The sequence below is a fragment of the Microbispora triticiradicis genome (assembly GCF_005864065.1).
GTDB lineage: Bacteria > Actinomycetota > Actinomycetes > Streptosporangiales > Streptosporangiaceae > Microbispora > Microbispora triticiradicis.
Window position 1 is genome coordinate 22,068 of sequence record NZ_VANP01000026.1, and the last position, 16,134, is coordinate 38,201.

General features: G+C 72.1%; 17 protein-coding genes and 1 tRNA gene. 15 read left to right on the forward strand and 3 right to left on the reverse strand.

The genetic code is table 11. From position 1 onward, the window contains the following. Positions 1 to 25: 25 nt before the first annotated feature. Positions 26 to 1,294 (forward strand): glutamate-5-semialdehyde dehydrogenase, encoded by a 1,269-nt coding sequence (locus tag FED44_RS34910; RefSeq protein ID WP_117408870.1) that lies wholly within the window; start codon positions 26 to 28, stop codon positions 1,292 to 1,294. 51 nt (positions 1,295 to 1,345) lie between these two features. On the opposite strand, the gene FED44_RS34915 is transcribed toward FED44_RS34910, so the two are convergent. Continuing rightward, a complete protein-coding gene (locus FED44_RS34915; RefSeq protein WP_165900822.1) occupies positions 1,346 to 2,008 on the reverse strand; it encodes a LuxR C-terminal-related transcriptional regulator in 663 nt (220 codons plus the stop codon). Positions 2,009 to 2,146: 138 nt separating this feature from the next. Between FED44_RS34915 and FED44_RS34920 the strand changes: the two genes are divergently transcribed. Continuing rightward, positions 2,147 to 3,721, forward strand: coding sequence for a serine/threonine-protein kinase (locus tag FED44_RS34920; RefSeq protein WP_117408872.1), 1,575 nt, complete (start codon positions 2,147 to 2,149; stop codon positions 3,719 to 3,721). 15 nt (positions 3,722 to 3,736) lie between these two features. Here FED44_RS34920 and FED44_RS34925 read toward each other — a convergent pair whose 3' ends face one another. Beyond that, positions 3,737 to 4,756 (reverse strand): M48 family metallopeptidase, encoded by a 1,020-nt coding sequence (locus FED44_RS34925; RefSeq protein ID WP_396700260.1) that lies wholly within the window; start codon positions 4,754 to 4,756, stop codon positions 3,737 to 3,739. Between the two features lie 107 nt (positions 4,757 to 4,863). Between FED44_RS34925 and nadD the strand changes: the two genes are divergently transcribed. The 5 genes from nadD to FED44_RS34950 all read left to right on the forward strand — a co-directional run bounded on the left by nadD (position 4,864) and on the right by FED44_RS34950 (position 7,592). Next, positions 4,864 to 5,475, forward strand: a complete 612-nt coding sequence (gene nadD, locus FED44_RS34930) for a nicotinate-nucleotide adenylyltransferase (protein ID WP_117408873.1) — start codon at positions 4,864 to 4,866, stop codon at positions 5,473 to 5,475. Positions 5,476 to 5,780: 305 nt separating this feature from the next. Continuing rightward, on the forward strand, positions 5,781 to 6,101 hold the full coding sequence (locus FED44_RS34935) for a hypothetical protein (protein WP_138463341.1): 321 nt from the start codon (positions 5,781 to 5,783) through the stop codon (positions 6,099 to 6,101). A 243-nt stretch (positions 6,102 to 6,344) separates the two neighbouring features. After that, complete coding sequence (gene rsfS, locus FED44_RS34940; RefSeq protein WP_117408875.1) at positions 6,345 to 6,749, forward strand: ribosome silencing factor; 405 nt, start codon at positions 6,345 to 6,347, stop codon at positions 6,747 to 6,749. Between the two features lie 25 nt (positions 6,750 to 6,774). After that, positions 6,775 to 7,410, forward strand: a complete 636-nt coding sequence (locus FED44_RS34945) for a histidine phosphatase family protein (RefSeq protein ID WP_117408876.1) — start codon at positions 6,775 to 6,777, stop codon at positions 7,408 to 7,410. A 109-nt stretch (positions 7,411 to 7,519) separates the two neighbouring features. After that, positions 7,520 to 7,592: transfer RNA gene (locus tag FED44_RS34950), tRNA-Ala, on the forward strand. A 44-nt stretch (positions 7,593 to 7,636) separates the two neighbouring features. On the opposite strand, the gene FED44_RS34955 is transcribed toward FED44_RS34950, so the two are convergent. Then, complete coding sequence (locus FED44_RS34955) at positions 7,637 to 9,022, reverse strand: Dyp-type peroxidase (protein ID WP_138463342.1); 1,386 nt, start codon at positions 9,020 to 9,022, stop codon at positions 7,637 to 7,639. A gap of 183 nt (positions 9,023 to 9,205) precedes the next feature. On the opposite strand from FED44_RS34955, the gene FED44_RS34960 reads away from it, so the two are divergent. From FED44_RS34960 to FED44_RS34995, 8 genes are all read left to right on the forward strand, one after another. Continuing rightward, positions 9,206 to 10,300, forward strand: a complete 1,095-nt coding sequence (locus FED44_RS34960) for a carboxylate-amine ligase (RefSeq protein WP_117408878.1) — start codon at positions 9,206 to 9,208, stop codon at positions 10,298 to 10,300. Between the two features lie 102 nt (positions 10,301 to 10,402). Next, complete coding sequence (locus tag FED44_RS34965; protein ID WP_117408879.1) at positions 10,403 to 10,756, forward strand: hypothetical protein; 354 nt, start codon at positions 10,403 to 10,405, stop codon at positions 10,754 to 10,756. Next, entirely contained in the window at positions 10,753 to 11,139 is a 387-nt protein-coding gene (locus FED44_RS34970) for a hypothetical protein (protein ID WP_117408880.1), read from the forward strand. Before FED44_RS34965 ends, FED44_RS34970 begins: the two co-directional genes overlap by 4 nt. A gap of 85 nt (positions 11,140 to 11,224) precedes the next feature. Next, positions 11,225 to 12,505, forward strand: a complete 1,281-nt coding sequence (locus tag FED44_RS34975) for a CynX/NimT family MFS transporter (protein WP_244302530.1) — start codon at positions 11,225 to 11,227, stop codon at positions 12,503 to 12,505. 53 nt (positions 12,506 to 12,558) lie between these two features. Further along, on the forward strand, positions 12,559 to 13,236 hold the full coding sequence (locus FED44_RS34980; RefSeq protein ID WP_138463343.1) for an SRPBCC family protein: 678 nt from the start codon (positions 12,559 to 12,561) through the stop codon (positions 13,234 to 13,236). Between the two features lie 213 nt (positions 13,237 to 13,449). After that, on the forward strand, positions 13,450 to 14,208 hold the full coding sequence (locus FED44_RS34985) for a dienelactone hydrolase family protein (RefSeq protein WP_244302531.1): 759 nt from the start codon (positions 13,450 to 13,452) through the stop codon (positions 14,206 to 14,208). Between the two features lie 338 nt (positions 14,209 to 14,546). Then, a complete protein-coding gene (locus FED44_RS34990; RefSeq protein ID WP_138463345.1) occupies positions 14,547 to 15,485 on the forward strand; it encodes a DMT family transporter in 939 nt (312 codons plus the stop codon). Between the two features lie 262 nt (positions 15,486 to 15,747). Continuing rightward, a partial coding sequence (locus FED44_RS34995; RefSeq protein ID WP_244302533.1) for a LacI family DNA-binding transcriptional regulator occupies positions 15,748 to 16,134 on the forward strand: 387 nt, incomplete at its 3' end.

Genomic DNA, 16,134 nt, shown 5'->3' on the forward strand with positions numbered 1-16,134 from the left:
AGAAGAAGCGACGGAGCGCGAGGCAATGTCTGAGGTTGTGTCCGAGGCAGAGGAATTCCTGACGGTCGCCCGGGCGGCGAAGGACGCCGCGGCGGCGCTCGCGCCGTTGCCGCGCGCGCCGAAGGACGCGGCGCTGCGTGCCGTGGCCGACGCGCTGGAGGCGGCCACGGACGAGATCGTCGCGGCCAACGCCGTCGACGTGGACCAGGCCAGGGCGAACGGCGTCCCGGAGGCGATGATCGACCGGCTGCGGCTGGACGCCGCCCGGATCGCGAAGATCGCCGGGGCCGTCCGCGAGGTGGCCGACCTGCCCGACCCGGTCGGGGAGGTCGTACGCGGGAGCACCCTGCCGAACGGCCTGGAGCTGCGGCAGGTGCGGGTGCCTCTCGGCGTCATCGGCATCATCTACGAGGGCAGGCCCAACGTCACCGTCGACGCGGCGGCGCTGTGCCTCAAGAGCGGCAACGCCGTGCTGCTGCGCGGGTCGTCCAGCGCGTTCTCCTCCAACACCGCGCTCGTGCGGATCATGCGGGAGGCGCTGGCGGCGACCGAGGTGCCGGCCGACGCCGTACGGCTCGTGCCGGGCCAGACCCGCGAGTCGGTCCGGCATCTCATGCGCGCCCGGGGGCTGGTCGACGTGCTGATCCCGCGCGGCGGCGCCTCGCTGATCAACAGCGTGGTCGAGGAGTCGACGGTGCCGGTCATCGAGACCGGGGTGGGCAACTGCCACGTCTACGTGGACGCCGACGCCGACGTCGAGACCGCCCTGAAGATCCTGGTGAACGCCAAGGCGCAGCGGCCCTCGGTGTGCAACGCCGCCGAGACGTTCCTGGTGCACGCCGCGATCGCCGACGAGTTCGTCCCCAAGGCGCTGACGGTGCTCAAGGACGCGGGGGTGACCGTCCACGGCGACGAGCGGGTGCGGTCCTACGGCGCCGACGTCGTGCCCGCCACCGAGGAGGACTTCACCACCGAGTACCTCTCGCTCGACGTCGCCGCCGCGGTGGTCGACTCGCTCGACGACGCGGTCGCGCACATCCGGCGGTACGGCTCGGCCCACACCGACGCCATCGTGACCCGGTCCCAGCAGGCCGCCCGCAGGTTCGTCGCGACCGTGGACAGCGCCGCGGTCGCGGTCAACGCCTCCACCCGCTTCACCGACGGCGGCGAGTTCGGCTTCGGCGCGGAGATCGGCATCTCCACCCAGAAGCTGCACGCCCGCGGGCCCATGGGACTGCCGGAGCTGACCTCCACCAAGTGGATCTACACAGGGGACGGGCACATCCGGGTGTGACCCTCGCACCCGGGCCCGGAGCCGGGCCCGGGGGTGCGCTCAGAGGCGGGCTCAGACGCGGGTGAGCACGGGACGCGAGCCGAGGCCCGCGTCCCTCGCCCGCAGCGCCGCGTCCACCCGGCTCGGCGCCGCCAGCTTGGTCAGCACGTTGCTCACGTGGTTGCGCACGGTCTTGGTGGCCAGGCACAGCTCGCGGGCGATCTCGGCGTTGGACCTGCCGTCGGCCAGCCGCTCCAGGATCTCGTGCTCCCGCTGGGTGAGGCCGGGGAACGGGCTGCGGGCCGGCGGCGTCGTCAGGCGGTCCAGCAGCCGGGGGGCCAGCCCGCCGCCGAAGACGACCTGCCCGTGGGCCACCGACGTGACCGCGGCCGCGATCTCCGAGGGGCGTGACCCGTTGAGCAGGTAGCCGTACGCCCCGGCGCGCAGCGCGCCCGTGAAGCCCGCCTCGCCGTCGTCCGCGCCGAGCGCGAGCACCCGTACGGCGGGGCAGCGGCGGGGCAGGGACTCCAGCGCGCCCAGCATGGCCAGGTCGGCCAGCAGCACCCGCGGCGACAGCCGTACGCACAGGCGGAGGGCGTCGAGGTCGTCGCACGCGGTGCCGGCGACGTGGAGTCCGGCCGCCTGGTCGAGGGCGGACCGGATGCCCTCGACGAGCAGAGGCTGATCGGCGGCGACCACGACGGTGATCGGGCCGGAGGAGTCGGTCATCGGCATCGTTGTCTCCGTCTTGCCTGTGTTTCCGGAGCAGACTCTGCCGGGACGCTCTTGTGGGCCGGTTGGTGTTCGCTTGTATCGGGTCATCGGCGCGCCTCCGCCGATTCGGGCTCCGGGCCCGCTATGGTTGGCGCTCCTATGGCTGGACGTCTCGGGCGGGTCGGCCCCTACACGCTGCTGGAGCGGCTGGGCCGGGGTGGCATGGGCGAGGTGTACCTCGCCGACGGCCGCCGGGGCGACCGCGTCGCGGTCAAGATGCTCCGCGACCCCATCGAGCACGACCCGGACGCGCGTTTACGCCTCGAGCGCGAGGTGCGGGCGCTGCGCAGGGTGGAGAGCCCGTACGTCGCCCAGGTGCTCGACGCGGACCTGTCGGGCGACCGGCCGTACCTCGTGATGGAGTACATCGAGGGGGAGAACCTGCTCGACGCCGTACGGCGCGGCGGCCCGCTCAAGGAGCCACAGCTGATCACGCTGGCGCAGGGGCTCGCCGCCGCGCTGGCGATCATCCACGCGGGCGGGATCGTGCACCGCGACGTCAAACCGGCCAACGTGCTGCTCGGCGAGGACGGGCCGGTCCTGATCGACTTCGGGATCGCCCAGGTGCTCGACGCGACGCGGGTCACGATGACCGGAACGTTCCTCGGCACGCCCGGCTACTGCGCGCCGGAGGTGTTCTCCGACGAGACGGTGGGGGAGCCCGCCGACGTGCACGGCTGGGCCGCCACCGTCGCGTTCGCGGCCACCGGGCGGCCCACCTTCGGCCGGGGCACCGCCGAGTCGCAGATGTACGCCGTGCTGAACGGCAAGGCCGATCTCGTGGGGGTGCCCCCCGCGCTGCTGTCGCTGGTGCGTGCGGCGCTGCACCGCGACCCCTCCCGCCGTCCCACCGCCGCGCTGATCGCCGACCGCCTGTCCAGGCTCGCGCGGGTCGCCGTCGACCCGCCGGACCGCGGCGCCGGGCCGCCCGCCCCGCAGCGCGCCAGGGAGAGCGGCCGGGAGAACGGCGGGGGCGGCCCGGCGGTACAGGTCCGTGCCTCCGCGGAGGCCGCCGCCCGCACCGGCACGGCACGGCCCCCGGTGCGGCCACCGTTGAGAAGCCCCTTGAGAACGCCGGTGAGGACCGCGGCGCGGACCCAGGCGAAGGCGGCGGCGAGGACGGCGACCGGCCCGGCCGCGCCCGAGGGGGCGCTCGGGATCCCGACCGGGAACGCGGCGCTGGTCCTGGTCGCGCTGCTCGCGGTGCCGTGCGTGGTGACGGCGGTGATCTACCCGCTGGCCACCTTCGTGATCACCGCGGTGTTCGCCGTGGTGACCAGGGCGATCTGGACGAGCCACTGGCTGGTGCGACGACGCCGGCCCGGCCGGGGCCGCACCTTCCTGCGGGTGCTGCTGTTCCCCCTCACCCTCGCGGGCTCGGCGCTGTCGGCCGTCGTGTGGCCCGGCCTGCCGGCCGCCGCGGCGGCGTTCGCGGCGATCTGGGTGGGTTCCGGCGCGCGCCTGGACCCCGACTGGTGGTCTCAGGTGGTGCCGGTCACGATCGCCGGGGTCGCCTTCGGGGTGGTCAGCGGCGGGCTCGTCGGGCGGGAGATCGAGCGCGCCGGCGGGGCCATTCCGGGCCTGCGGCGGGAGGGCCTGCGGGCGCTCGCCGTGCTCGGCGGCTTCGTGCCGCTGTGCGCGGCCGCCGTACGCGCCGTCTCCTACTTCTTCTGAGCAGCCGGGCCGGGGTCAGTTCTCCCGCCGGGCGAAGCGGTTGAAGATGCGCTCGCCCGCGTTGACCGCGCCCTCCGCGACGTCGCGCAGCACGCCGATGAACGGGTCCTGCGACTGCGCCCACGACTCCCGGTAGGAGTTGGCCGCGGCCTTGATCTCGTCGGTGAGCCGGGCGTTGGCGTCGTCCTCCCGGCGCGGGTAGTCGCCGGCGAGGACGCGGTCGTACTCGCCGTCGCGGCGCCAGCGGTCGAGTTCGGCGACCCGGGTCACGGCGAACGGGTGGGTCGTGCCGAGCATGTTGAGGACCTTGAGCAGGCCGTCGCGGACGTCACCCGCGGTGTCGTACTCCCTGGCCTGGTCGAGGAACGCCTCGATGTTCATCTCGTGCAGGCGCGAGCCGCCGGCGAGCTTCATGAGCGCGCGCAGCGCGGCGTCGGGGTCCTGCCCGGCGAGCAGGCCGCCCCGGTCAGCGGACATCTCCGCCTTGCGCTGCCACTCCTCCAGGGCCGCGACGATGATCCGCAGGCCGATGTAGCCGAGCGGGATCCAGGCCACCCGCGTGGCCAGCCGGGTCAGGATCGCGAGCATCGTGCCGTAGACGGCGTGGCCCGACAGGATGTGGGAGGTCTCGTGGCCGACGACGAAGCGCAGCTCCTCGGAGTCCATGAGGTCGAGCAGGCCCGTCGAGACGATGATGAACGGCTCGTCGAAACCGATCGCCATCGCGTACGCCTTGGGGTCCTGCTGCACGTAGATCTCGGGAATCCGGTGCAGGTCGAGGATGTAGGCGCTGTCGCGGCCCATGTCGTACAGGGCGCGGAACTGGGTGTCGGTCGTGCGCACGGCGGAGGCGAGGAACATCAGGCGGAGCCTGCGCTCGCTGAACAGGCCGGACGTGCGCTTCAGCACCGCGTCGAACCCGGAGAGCGAACGCATCGCGACCAGCGCGGACCGGTCGGCGGGATGTTCGTAGGCTCGTGAGCTGATGCCGGGCAGCTGCACGCGATTGCGATCGGGAGTGGTCATGTCCCGCATGCTATGTCTCAGGGGGCGGACGCGCGCGGGACGCCGCGAGGAGCCCTGACGGCGTCCGAGGAGGCCGGTTCACGGACCGGCCGGGCGAGGACGTTAAGGTCCGTTCCATGCGAAACGGGACGGAGATCCGGCGGCTGGGCGTGATGGGCGGGACGTTCGACCCGATCCACCACGGCCACCTGGTGGCGGCGAGTGAGGTGGCGCACCACTTCGACCTGGACGAGGTGGTCTTCGTCCCGACCGGGCAGCCGTGGCAGAAGGCGGACCAGCGCGTCTCCTCCAGCGAGGACCGCTATCTGATGACCGTCATCGCGACCGCGTCGAACCCCCGCTTCTCGGTGAGCCGGGTGGACATCGACCGGCCGGGGCCCACGTACACGATCGACACGCTGCGCGACATCGCCGCCGCGTACGGACCGGACGCCGATCTCTACTTCATCACCGGCGCCGACGCTCTAGCGCAGATCCTGAGCTGGCGCGACGCCGGCGAGCTCTTCGACACCGCGCACTTCGTCGGCTGCACCCGGCCCGGTCACCCGCTGCAGGACCCCGGCCTGCCGGCCGGGAAGGTGAGCCTGGTCGAGATCCCCGCCCTGGCGATCTCCTCCTCCGAGTGCCGCGACCGCGTGGCCGCCGGGGAACCCATCTGGTATCTCGTCCCCGACGGCATCGTGCAGTACATCAACAAGCGCCGCCTCTACCGGGACCCGGCCGGCTGAACCGGCGGGCGCCATCGCGGCCGCCAACGGGCGGGCAAGGGGCGCGTGGTCGTCGGCGCCCCGCGCCCGCCGGATCACTCTCCGCGGTCAAATGGTCCGAGACCGCCGGGCAGGCTTGCGCCAACTCCCCTGGAAACCTTCGGGTCCGGCGATACAGGATCGGAGTACGGCCGTAAGGCGCGATGTCGCCGGAGGAATGCCGTCCCCCGACCCGGCTCGGGGAAGGCGCGCGGTCCGTTCCCGCGGTCCAGGACCTGCCTGGTCGCCAGACCCGTCCCAGCCCTGACCGGGCGCAAGGAGGGACCATGCACCCGAAATCGATGCGGCTCGCCGTCGCGACAGTTCTCGCCTCCGCGCTCGCGGTGGGAGGGGCCGCGCTGCTGAGCGGTACGGCCGTCGCCACGGCCGGCTCGGCCGCTCCCGCCCAGGTGACGACCACCGGCACCGGACACGGCACGGGACACGGCACGGGGCACGGCACCGGATTCGGCCAGGCGCAGCGGGTGCCGCACGTCAAGCCGACCAAACCCCACAAGCCGAGGAAGCACCACAAGAAGCCGAAGCAGCACCAGCAGCAGCAGCACAAGCACACCAAGCCTCATCACGGGCCTGGTCACGGGCACTGACGGCCGGCCCGCGTGGTGCGCGGGCGACCTGTCCGATGCGGCCCCGCACCCGTACGGGCGCGGGGCCGCACGCGTCCCTCCGGCGGAATCATCGGGCCCGGGAGGACGTTGAAGCTCCGATCCCGGGCATAACTCCGGTATCGACAGGGTGTGACGGTAGGGTCTCCACGGAAAAGCGGGTTGTACGGGGGCCGCGGACTGTGCACCCTTGAAGAGCCCGTCAACGGAGGACAGAACCGAATCGTGACAGCATCCGAGAGAGCGGCAGAGCTTGTGCGGGTGGCGGCCGAGGCCGCCGCCGAGAAGCTGGCCGACGACATCATCGCCTACGACGTGAGCGAACAGCTCGTCATCACCGACGCCTTCCTTCTCTGCTCCGCGTCCAACGACCGGCAGGTCCGCGCGGTCGTCGACGAGATCGAGGAGCGGCTGCGCGTCGAGGCCGACGCCAAACCCGTACGCCGGGAGGGCGAGCGGGAGGGCCGCTGGGTCCTGCTCGACTACCTCGACATCGTGGTGCACGTGCAGCACGAGGAGGACCGCGCCTTCTACGCGCTGGAGCGCCTGTGGAAGGACTGCCCGTCCATCGAGCTGCCGGAGAGCGTACGGCGGGTCGCCGCCCAGCGCGGGCGCGGGGCGAACCCGTGACGGACGCCGGCGCCGGGGCGGCGTGATGGGCCGCCGTGTGGTCTGCCTGCGGCACGGGCAGACGTTGTGGAACGTGGAGAAGCGCTTCCAGGGGCACACCGACATCGCCCTCGACGAGACGGGGATCGCCCAGGCCGCCCGGGCGGCCTCCCTGCTCGCGTCGCTGCGCCCGACGATGCTCGTCGCCTCCGACCTCCGCCGGGCCTACGACACGGCCTCCGCGCTCGGCCGCATCACCGGCCTCGACGTCATGGTCGACAAGGACCTGCGCGAGCGCGGCGGCGGGGAGTGGGAGGGCCTGACCCGCGACGAGATCAGGGCGGGCTGGCCGGTCGAATACGAGGCGTGGGAGGCGCCGGGCGGCGAGGACGTGACGCACGTGGCCGACCGGGTGGCCGAGGCGGTCGAGCGCTGGGCGGGCCGCCTGGGCGACGACGGCCCGCTGGTGATCGCCTCGCACGGCGCCGCGCTGCGGCTCGGCATCTGCCGCCTGCTCGGCCTGCCGCAGGAGCTGTGGTCGGCGCTCGGCAGCCTGGGCAACTGCTCGTGGTCGGTGCTGGAGGAGGGCCGCCGGGGATGGCGCCTGATGGAGCACAACGCGGGCACCCTGCCCGAGCCGGTCAGCAGCGACGACAGCCCCGCCGCCACCGCGGACGGCTGATACGCCTGTTACCGGTGCTACGCGGGTGACCGGTGACGATTAGGTAAACGGAAGGGCATGGATATATGCTCTCCGAGCGCCGCGCCGGGAGGACTCGGAGCGGTGGCAAGGGGCTATAGCGCAGCTGGTAGCGCACCTCCATGGCATGGAGGGGGTCTGGGGTTCGAGTCCCCATAGCTCCACCCACTCGGGTGCGCGGTCACTCAGCCGGTGAATCAGCCGGGCGTCACAGGCCTTTCAGGTAGGCGAGCGACGGCATGAAGAAGTACTCGCCTCCCTTCATCGTCACCGTCTGCGGAACCTGCTGCCGGGGGGCGCTCAGCTTCTTGCCGTCCCACTCGGTGGGGAAGCGCACCTTGACGTCCCGCCTGCCCTGGCCGATCACGGGGTCGTGGCCGGTGCCCTCGGCGGGGAAGCCGGGCTCGTCGGCCCAGCTCTGCTGGGTGAACTCGAACTGGGACTGCAGGCTGGAGTTGAACGCCATGAACAGCAGGCCCACGCCGCCGGTCGGCCTGGTCGCCGGGGACGCGTCGTCCCACGGCCTGTCGGTGCGCCTGCCGTACGTCTGGCCGCGCCGGGCCATCATGACCCCGAGCGCGCGCTCCAGCCCGCCGTCACGGGAGTCGCGGGGGTTGGCCTTGCGGATGTGCGCGCTCACGGGGCACCTGGACCCGGGATCGTCGCGGTAGCTGAAGTCGTTCTGCACCGGGTGGCCCTCGGCGCTCGGCCTGCCGTGCAGCCGCAGCGGCGTGCCGTTGCGGAACCGGCCCACCAGCATCGCGCCGGCGAGCGGCCGGTCCTCCCCCTTGAAGCCGAGCGCGTCGGCGAGGGCCTCCTCGGCCTCGCGGAACGCGCGGACGTTCTGCTCCAGCTTGCGCAGCACGAGGTAGCTGCCGAAGTGACGGCTCGGGTGCGGGGCGAGGGGGTCGGCGGCGAGCACGTGGCTCAGCGGGAAGAACGGGTTCCAGTTGGTGCCGGACTCGGCGGCCACCTGGTCGGCGAGGAACAGCGGCTGGCTGCGGCCGTCCACGTAACCGAAGTGCTCGATGCCCCGGCCCTGGGCGTCGCGCAGGCCCTCGCCCGTCTCCTCGCCGAGGATCTTCGCGGTCTTCGGCAGCAGCGCGAGGACGCGCGTGCGCGTCGCGGCGACCGGCTCGGGCGTGGCGTCCCCGATCAGCACGATCGCGTGGATCTCCCCCTGGTAGTGCTTCTCCCACGCGTCGACCGCCGGGTCGCTCAAGGTGTCCTTGCGCCGTTTCATCCCCGACTTGAACGCGTTGTCGGTGAATTTAGTAGTTGATTCGCCCAGTTTGAGATATCCGAGCTTGCTGATGCCGACGCCGACGTACGGCGTGCCGCGCTTCTTCGAGCGGTTGAACTCGCGCACCTCCTCAAGGTGCTTCCTGGCCGACTTCATGAGCGGCACCAGGGAGCGCAGGAACCGCCTGCCGTCCGCGCCGTCGCCGAAATGCACGAGCAGCAGGGACATGTTCTCGCGCACGTGCGCCTGCAGGATGTTCGGCTGCAGGTTGTCGAGCATCGCCTTGGTGTCGGCGTCGAGTTTCGCCGAATCCCAGGCGAGCGGCTTTCCGTTGGACAGGTTGACCGGCATGTCGGTTCCTTCCCCCTTAGTGGAAATGTCGGGCCCCTACCGATGAGAGCCATCATCCACGGAAAAGGTTCGGTGTACCGGGGAAACGGCGGGGTCGGAAAGGGCGGGGCGGTGGTGGCCCCGGCTTCCCGCCCTTCCGCGCAGGCCAGGCCTACTTTCCGTGACGGGGGTAGTGACCCGGCCATGATGAAGAGACGGCCTGTCGGCGTTGAAGAGGAGTTTCTTGTCGTCGACCTCCAGTCCCGGCGTCTCACGCCGCTGGCGGAGTCGATGCTGGAGCGGCTGCCGGACGAGGGGTTCTCGGCCGAGTTGCAGCGATCGGTGGTGGAGACCAACAGCACCCCGATGGAGGACCTGAGCGACGTACGGGCCGAGATCGTACGGCTGCGCCAGGCGCTGGTCGCGGCCGGAGAGCCGCTGGGCGTGGGCGTCATCGCCGCCGGGACGACCCCCAACACCGGCATCGAGGGCTATACCTTCACCCCGGGGGAGCGCTACCGCTACCTGTCGGAGTCCTACCGGTTCCTGGCCGAGGAACAGCTCATCTGCGGGGCGCAGGTGCACGTGGAGATCGACGACAGGGACGTGGCGGTGCTCGCCGCCCAGCGCGTCGAGGCGTGGCTTCCGCCGCTGCTCGCCCTCAGCGCCAGCTCGCCGTTCTGGATGAACGAGGACAGCGGGTACGCCAGCAGCCGGGCGCTGACCTGGCAGCGGTGGCCGACGGCCGGACCGCTCGGTCCGTTCGCCGACGCCTCCGAGTACGACAGGACGGCCGAGGACCTGGTCGCCTCCGGCGTGATCAAGGACGCCGGCATGATCTACTACGATCTGCGGCTCAGCGCCCACGTGCCGACGGTGGAGATGCGCGTCTGCGACTCGTGCCCCCTGGCGGACGACGTGGTGCTGCTGGCCGGGCTCTTCCGGGCCCTCATGAGCAGGGAGATCGAGGCCGTGGAGCGGGGTGAGCCGCCGGTCGGGGAGCAGCGTCTCGCGCTGCTCCGGGCGGCCAACTGGCGGGCGGCCCGCGACGGGCTGGAGGGCGAGCTGATGTCGCCCGTCACCAGCCGGCCGGCGCCGGCGCCGCGGCTCGTCACGTGGATGCTGGAGGAGCTGCGGCCGACCCTGGAGGAACTCGGCGACTGGGAGATCGTGTCGGAACTCGCCAACGAGGCCCTGCTCCGCGGCAGCTCCGCCTCCCGCCAGCGGGGGGCGTACGCCGTCAACGGCAGAGCCGAGGACGCGGTCGACCTGCTGCTCGCGGAGACCCGGCAGAGCTGAAGCCCTCGCCGGGCGCGCGGACGGGCCGCGCGAGGGGGTGGGCGGTCGGGCCGATAGCCTTCTGGCCATGCCTCCACTGTCCGCCCACCCCCTGAGCACGGCATGAACGGCGCCTACTCGGGCTGGCTGATCGGCGCGGCCCTGCTGCTGGCGCTGGCCGCCGTGGTCACCACCGTACGGAACCGGCCGATGGGGCCGGTGCTGCTGATCGGGCTGGGGCTGCTGGAGATCGCCGTGCTCGCGCAGGCGGGGTTCGCCCTCGCCGGGATGGGGCGTGTCGCGGAGAAGGCGACCTTCGTCGGATACCTGGCGGGGACCGTGGTGATCCCGCCCGCCGCGGTGTGGTGGGGCCGGGCGGAGCGGACCCGCTGGGGCCCCGGGGTCATCGCCGTGGCCGCGTTCACCGTGGCCGTCATGACCGGGCGGCTGCTGCAGGTCTGGAGCATGGTCCCGTGAGCGACGCGGCCGTACGGTCCGGGCCCGGGCGGGTGCTCGTGGCGGTGTACGGCGTCTTCGCGCTGGCCGCGACCTCACGCGCCGCCGTGCAGATCGCCACCCGTTTCGCCGAGGCGCCACTGGCGTACGCGCTGTCGGCGTTCGCGGCGGTCGTCTACATCGCCTTGACGGTGGCGCTGGCCCGCGGCGCCGCCCGTGTGGCGCTCGCCGCCTGCCTGGTCGAGCTGGCCGGCGTGCTGGTCGTCGGCACGCTCAGCCTGGCCGACCCGGCCGCCTTTCCGCACGCCACCGTGTGGTCGGGGTACGGCAGCGGGTACGGCTTCGTGCCGCTGGTGCTGCCCGTCGTCGGCCTGCTGTGGCTGCTGCGCGGCGTCCGCCGCTGACGATCCTCTCCAGGACTACTCCAGGAACCGGGAACAAACGAGGAGTTTGAGGCCTTTGGTAGGGTGTCAAACGTAGGATGACTGGATGAGGGGAGATGTTGCGGCGATGAGTGCCGTCGTCACGCGAAGGGCCACCGGCGAGGCTCCGTGGAGAGCCGCGTGGAGAGCGCCGGGCGGATCGATGGCGTGGCTCATCGCCGGCGGCATCGCCCTCGCCGCGCTGAACCTCCGCACCGCCGTGACCAGCGTGGGCACGGTCCTCGACGAGGTGAGTACCGGGCTCGGCCTGTCCGGCGCGATGACCGGGCTGCTGACCACGCTGCCGGTGGTGAGCTTCGCCCTGTTCGGGGCGCTGACGCCGGCCATGTCCCGGAGGATCGGCGAGCACCGGCTGCTGCTGACCGCGATCGTGCTGCTCGCCGCGGGCCAGGCCGTACGCTCCCTCGTCGACTCGGCGGCGCCGTTCATGGCCGCCAGCACGGTCGCGCTGGCGGGCGGCGCGGTCGGCAACGTCGTCATCCCCACGCTGATCAAGAAGCACTTCCCGCGACGGTCCGGCGCCATGACGACCGTCTACTCGACCGCCCTCGCGGCCGGAACGATGGTGGCCGCCGCCGCCACCGTCCCGGTGCAGCAGGCCGCGGGCGGCAACTGGCACGTGGCACTCGGGGTGTGGGCGGCCCTGGCCGCCGTTGCCGCGATTCCGTGGCTCGCGCTCAGGCGCGGTGAGCCGGAGCGGCGTAGCACCCCCGCCCGGACGGCGGGCGAGAGCCTCCTGCGCAGCAGGCTCGCCTGGGCCGTGGCCGGTTACTTCGGGTCGCAGTCGCTCATCGCCTACGTCATGTTCGGCTGGCTGCCGCTGCTGCTGCAGGACAACGGCTACACCAGCGGCCAGGCCGGGGTGGTGCTCGCCGTCTTCACCGGGCTCGGCATCCCGATCTCGATGGTGGTGCCCACGCTGGCGACCCGCCTCTCCGGGCAGCGCCCGCTGGTGGTCGCCTTCGCCGCCCTGTACGCGGCCGGCTTCGCCGGGATGCTGACCGGGCACGCGATGTGGGCGTGGGCGATCCTCGTGGCGCTCGGCGGCGGCACGTTCCCGCTGGCGCTGGCGATGCTGGCGCTGCGGACCAGGACGGCGCCGGGCACCGCCGCCCTCTCCGCCTTCGGGCAGAGCGCCGGATACCTCATCGCGGGCGCGGGCCCGATCACGTTCGGCCTCCTCCACCAGGTGAGCGGTGGCTGGGCGCTGCCGTTCGGCCTGCTGTTCGCCGCACTCGCCGTACAGGTCGTCACCGGCTGGTACGCGGGCGGCGACCGGACACTGGAGGACGCGGGCGCCGAGGGGGCTTCCCACCTCCGGGTTTAGGCAGCCCTCAGAGGGCAGGGCTTGTCGTGTAGCCCACGAGAGAAGGAGGAGGCATGAGCTCGATCGAACAGTCCATCGACGTGAATGTCCCGATCCGTACCGCGTACAACCAGTGGACGCAGTTCGAGAGCTTCCCGGAGTTCATGGAAGGCGTCGAGTCGGTCAAGCAGATCGGCGACACACGCACCGACTGGGTCGTCGAGATCGCGGGAGTCCGCCGGGAGTTCGAGGCGGAGATCACCGAGCAGCACCCCGACGAGCGCGTGGCCTGGCGCTCACTGGACACGCCGCGGCAGGCCGGAGTCGTCACGTTCCACCGGCTCGGCGACGACACCACCCGCGTCACCCTCCAGATGGAGTACGACCCCGAGGGCTTCCTCGAGAAGGCGGCGGACGCTCTTCAGCTCGTGCGCATGCGCGTCAAGGGCGACCTGGAGCGTTTCAAGACCTTCATCGAGTCGCGCGGCGGCGAGACCGGCGCCTGGCGCGGTGACGTGCCCGGCCCGCACCAGCAGGGCGGAACGGGTTCCGGAGGTGTCTCCGGAGGAGGGTCCGGTACGGGCTACGACATCGGCGAGCCGATGCCGCCCCAGACCGTGAACCCCGACTACCCCCGCGAGACGCCGCTGCCTGCGCCCGGCAGTGGTCCGATCCCGCCGGCGCCCGGTACGGGCCCGCTTCCCGGCAGCGGACCTCTGCCGCCGCGGGACACGCCCGGCCCGGTCATCTAGGCGCGTCATCTAGGCGCGGTTATCCAGGCCCCGTCATCTAGGCGCGGGTCGTCCGAAGAGGCCCATCTCCCGAGGGACAGGGAGATGGGCCTCTTCTCGTTATAATGCCGATATCGGAGGATTATCGGTAATTTATTTTGTCGTGATATGATTAGGACGTAATCCTATAGCCTTTCGGGCGTCGTTCATTTGATTATGAAGGGATGCCCGCCCGTGTGCTATGACGCCGACGCCGTACCCCCTGTTCACGGTGCTCCGCGCACGACCACGTCGTCCGAGCGCCTCGTCCTGACCTCGGGCGACGGAGCGGAATTCGCGGCTTTCCTGTCCCGTCCCAGAGAACGCGCCGGCGCCGCCGTACTCGTCCTCCCCGACAACCGGGGCCTTTCGGGGTTCTACGAGCAGCTGACCGGACGGCTCGCCGAGCAGGGGCATCCCGCACTGGCGATCGACTACTTCGGCCGTACGGCGGGGACCGGCCCGCGCCCGGCCGACTTCCCCTTCATGGAGCACCTGGGCAAGGCGCACAAGGACACCCTCTTCGCCGACATCGCCGCCGGGGCGCGGTGCCTGCGGGCAGAGGGGCACCAGGACGTCGTCACGCTCGGGTTCTGCTTCGGTGGCAGGCTGGCGTTCCTGGCGGCCCGCCCCGACCTCGGATTCAGGGGCGTCGTCGGCCTGTACGGATATCCGGACACGCTGTTCGGCAATCCCGGCCCCACCCAGTTGGCCGGTGAGCTGCGCGGGCCGATCCTCGGACTGTTCGGCGGCGCGGACGAGGGCATCTCGCCCGAGGTGGTGAAGGCGTTCGACGAGGCGCTGGACGGCGCGGGCGTCGAGCACGAGTTCGTCACCTATCCGGGAGCCCCGCACAGCTTCTTCGAACTCGGCCGGCCGGAACTGGCCGAGGCCTGCGCCGACGCGTGGTCGCGCGTCCTCGCCTTCCTGGAACGTGTGCCGGCGGGGTCCTGAGCCGCGCCGCCGCGCTACCTACCGGCCGCCGCACCGCCGCGCACTATCGGGGGGCCGGACAGCGGACAGCCCGAGGCGACCTGACCTCGCCTCGGGCTGTCACGATGCCAAGACTACGACTTCGATGTCCGGCTGTGCGCACCGGCACCCCCCAAATGCCGGAAAAGCCGATGCCGTGTTTCGGGAGAGCCCGCTAGTGTGGCCCGCGTGCCAATGATCGTCTCTCCGCCGCCCGCCCGATAGCGGGCGGCGTCATCCGGTGAGCCGGGTCTGGAAGGCCCGGCCGGTGGCCCCTGCCCGCGTACGGGAATCGGGCCCACCTCACTGGAGAGACGTCGATGAACCATGCTCCAGCCCTGTCCGTACGGCAGGGCCTTGTCCACGTGTCCACCGCCGCGGCCGCCTGGGGAACCGGCGGCGCGGCGGGGGCGATGCTCCACGACGCGGGCCGGCTGAGCCCCGTCGCCGTGTCCTTCTGGCGCTTCGCCTGCGGGGCGGCACTGCTGCTCGTGATCGCGCCCTGCCGCCCCTCCTGGCGGGCGGTGCTGCTCGTCGGCCCGGCCATGGCGGTGTGCCAGGCCGCCTACTTCGCCGCGATCGCCGAGACCGGCGTCGCGGTCGCGACGATGATCACCATGGGGGCGGCCCCGCTCCTGGTGGCGGCCGGCGGCCGCATCTTCCAGGGTGAGCCGCTGGGCCGTACGGCTCTCGCCTGCGCCGGTCTCGCACTCGCCGGGCTGGCCATGCTCACGGGCGGAGCGGCCCCGGCCGGCCCCGCAGGCGTCGGCTACTGCCTGGTGTCGGCGGCCGCCTACTCTTTCGTCACCCTCGTGACCCGCCGCATGCCCGCGGAGGGGGTGGCGGTGTGGGGTTTCGCCGGGGGAGCGCTGTGCCTGTTCCCGCTCGCCGTGGGCGGGGGGCTGCTGCCCACCGGGCACACGACGACCAGCGTGCTGCTCCTCGGCTATCTGGCGATCGTGCCGACCGCGCTCGCGTACCGGTTGTTCTTCACCGGTCTGGGCGTCGTGGGCGGGGTCACCGCGTCGGTCGTCTCCCTGCTCGAACCCCTCGTCGCGGCCGTCGCCGGCGTCGTCCTGCTGGGGGAGCGCATGACCGCCGTACAGGTGGGCGGGGGAGCCCTCCTCCTGACCGCCCTCACCTTGCTCGCCCGCGCGGAGTTGCGCGGCGGGCCGGTGCAGGGGCCGGCGCGGGAGGCGGTGCGGGGACCGGCGCGGGGGCCGGTGCAGGGGTCACGACCAGGGAAGCCGAGCTGTTAACGGTACCATCGGGTGGGTGGTGTGAAGCGCGCGGTCGCCAGGCGGAACGTTCCTTTTCGATACGCGTCCCGCCGGTGATCGCCGTCGGCGCTCACACCGTCCGCTGGTCCCGGCAGTCCCGGCAACGTGCCGGGACTGTGCCGGGATCGTGTCGGAGTCTGTCGGGTTCGTTCAGGGCGACTGATCGGGAAGAGCGGGGACGCGGGGGATGACGATGGTGCGGCCTGGAGAGAGCCCGGCCGAGCGCCCGAGGGCGGCGGTCATGGAAGACGTCGCGGAGCTGGCGGGGGTGTCGGCGATGACGGTGTCGCGGGTGCTGAACGCTCCGGAGAAGGTGCGTCCGGAGACGCGGGAGCGGGTGCTGGCGGCGGTGCGAGAGCTGGATTACCGGCCGAATTCGGCGGCGCGGATGTTGGTGACGGGGCGGTCGGGGGTGTTGGGGGTGGTGTGTTTCGACACCACGTTGTATGGGCCGGCGTCGACGTTGTTCGGGGTGGAGCAGGCGGCGCGTGACAGTGACTATCTGGTGAGTATCGCGAGTTTGCCGGTGCTGGATCGGCGGTGGATCGGGCGGGGGGTGGATCGGCTGCGGTCGCAGTCGGTGGACGGGGTGATCGTGGTGGCGCCGCATGAGTCGGCGGCTGAGGGG

What these genes read in the sequence shown, in the direction of transcription:
- FED44_RS34975 (WP_244302530.1), top strand. Translation starts at nt 11,225, where the DNA reads ATGAGGGGAGATGTTGCGGCGATGAGTGCCGTCGTCACGCGAAGGGCC.
- FED44_RS34935 (WP_138463341.1), top strand. Translation starts at nt 5,781, where the DNA reads ATGCACCCGAAATCGATGCGGCTCGCCGTCGCGACAGTTCTCGCCTCC.
- FED44_RS34955 (WP_138463342.1), bottom strand. Translation starts at nt 9,022, where the DNA reads ATGCCGGTCAACCTGTCCAACGGAAAGCCGCTCGCCTGGGATTCGGCG.
- FED44_RS34945 (WP_117408876.1), top strand. Translation starts at nt 6,775, where the DNA reads ATGGGCCGCCGTGTGGTCTGCCTGCGGCACGGGCAGACGTTGTGGAAC.
- FED44_RS34920 (WP_117408872.1), top strand. Translation starts at nt 2,147, where the DNA reads ATGGCTGGACGTCTCGGGCGGGTCGGCCCCTACACGCTGCTGGAGCGG.
- nadD (WP_117408873.1), top strand. Translation starts at nt 4,864, where the DNA reads ATGCGAAACGGGACGGAGATCCGGCGGCTGGGCGTGATGGGCGGGACG.
- FED44_RS34910 (WP_117408870.1), top strand. Translation starts at nt 26, where the DNA reads ATGTCTGAGGTTGTGTCCGAGGCAGAGGAATTCCTGACGGTCGCCCGG.
- FED44_RS34965 (WP_117408879.1), top strand. Translation starts at nt 10,403, where the DNA reads ATGAACGGCGCCTACTCGGGCTGGCTGATCGGCGCGGCCCTGCTGCTG.
- FED44_RS34915 (WP_165900822.1), bottom strand. Translation starts at nt 2,008, where the DNA reads ATGCCGATGACCGACTCCTCCGGCCCGATCACCGTCGTGGTCGCCGCC.
- FED44_RS34980 (WP_138463343.1), top strand. Translation starts at nt 12,559, where the DNA reads ATGAGCTCGATCGAACAGTCCATCGACGTGAATGTCCCGATCCGTACC.
- FED44_RS34925 (WP_396700260.1), bottom strand. Translation starts at nt 4,756, where the DNA reads ATGCGGGACATGACCACTCCCGATCGCAATCGCGTGCAGCTGCCCGGC.
- FED44_RS34990 (WP_138463345.1), top strand. Translation starts at nt 14,547, where the DNA reads ATGAACCATGCTCCAGCCCTGTCCGTACGGCAGGGCCTTGTCCACGTG.
- FED44_RS34960 (WP_117408878.1), top strand. Translation starts at nt 9,206, where the DNA reads ATGATGAAGAGACGGCCTGTCGGCGTTGAAGAGGAGTTTCTTGTCGTC.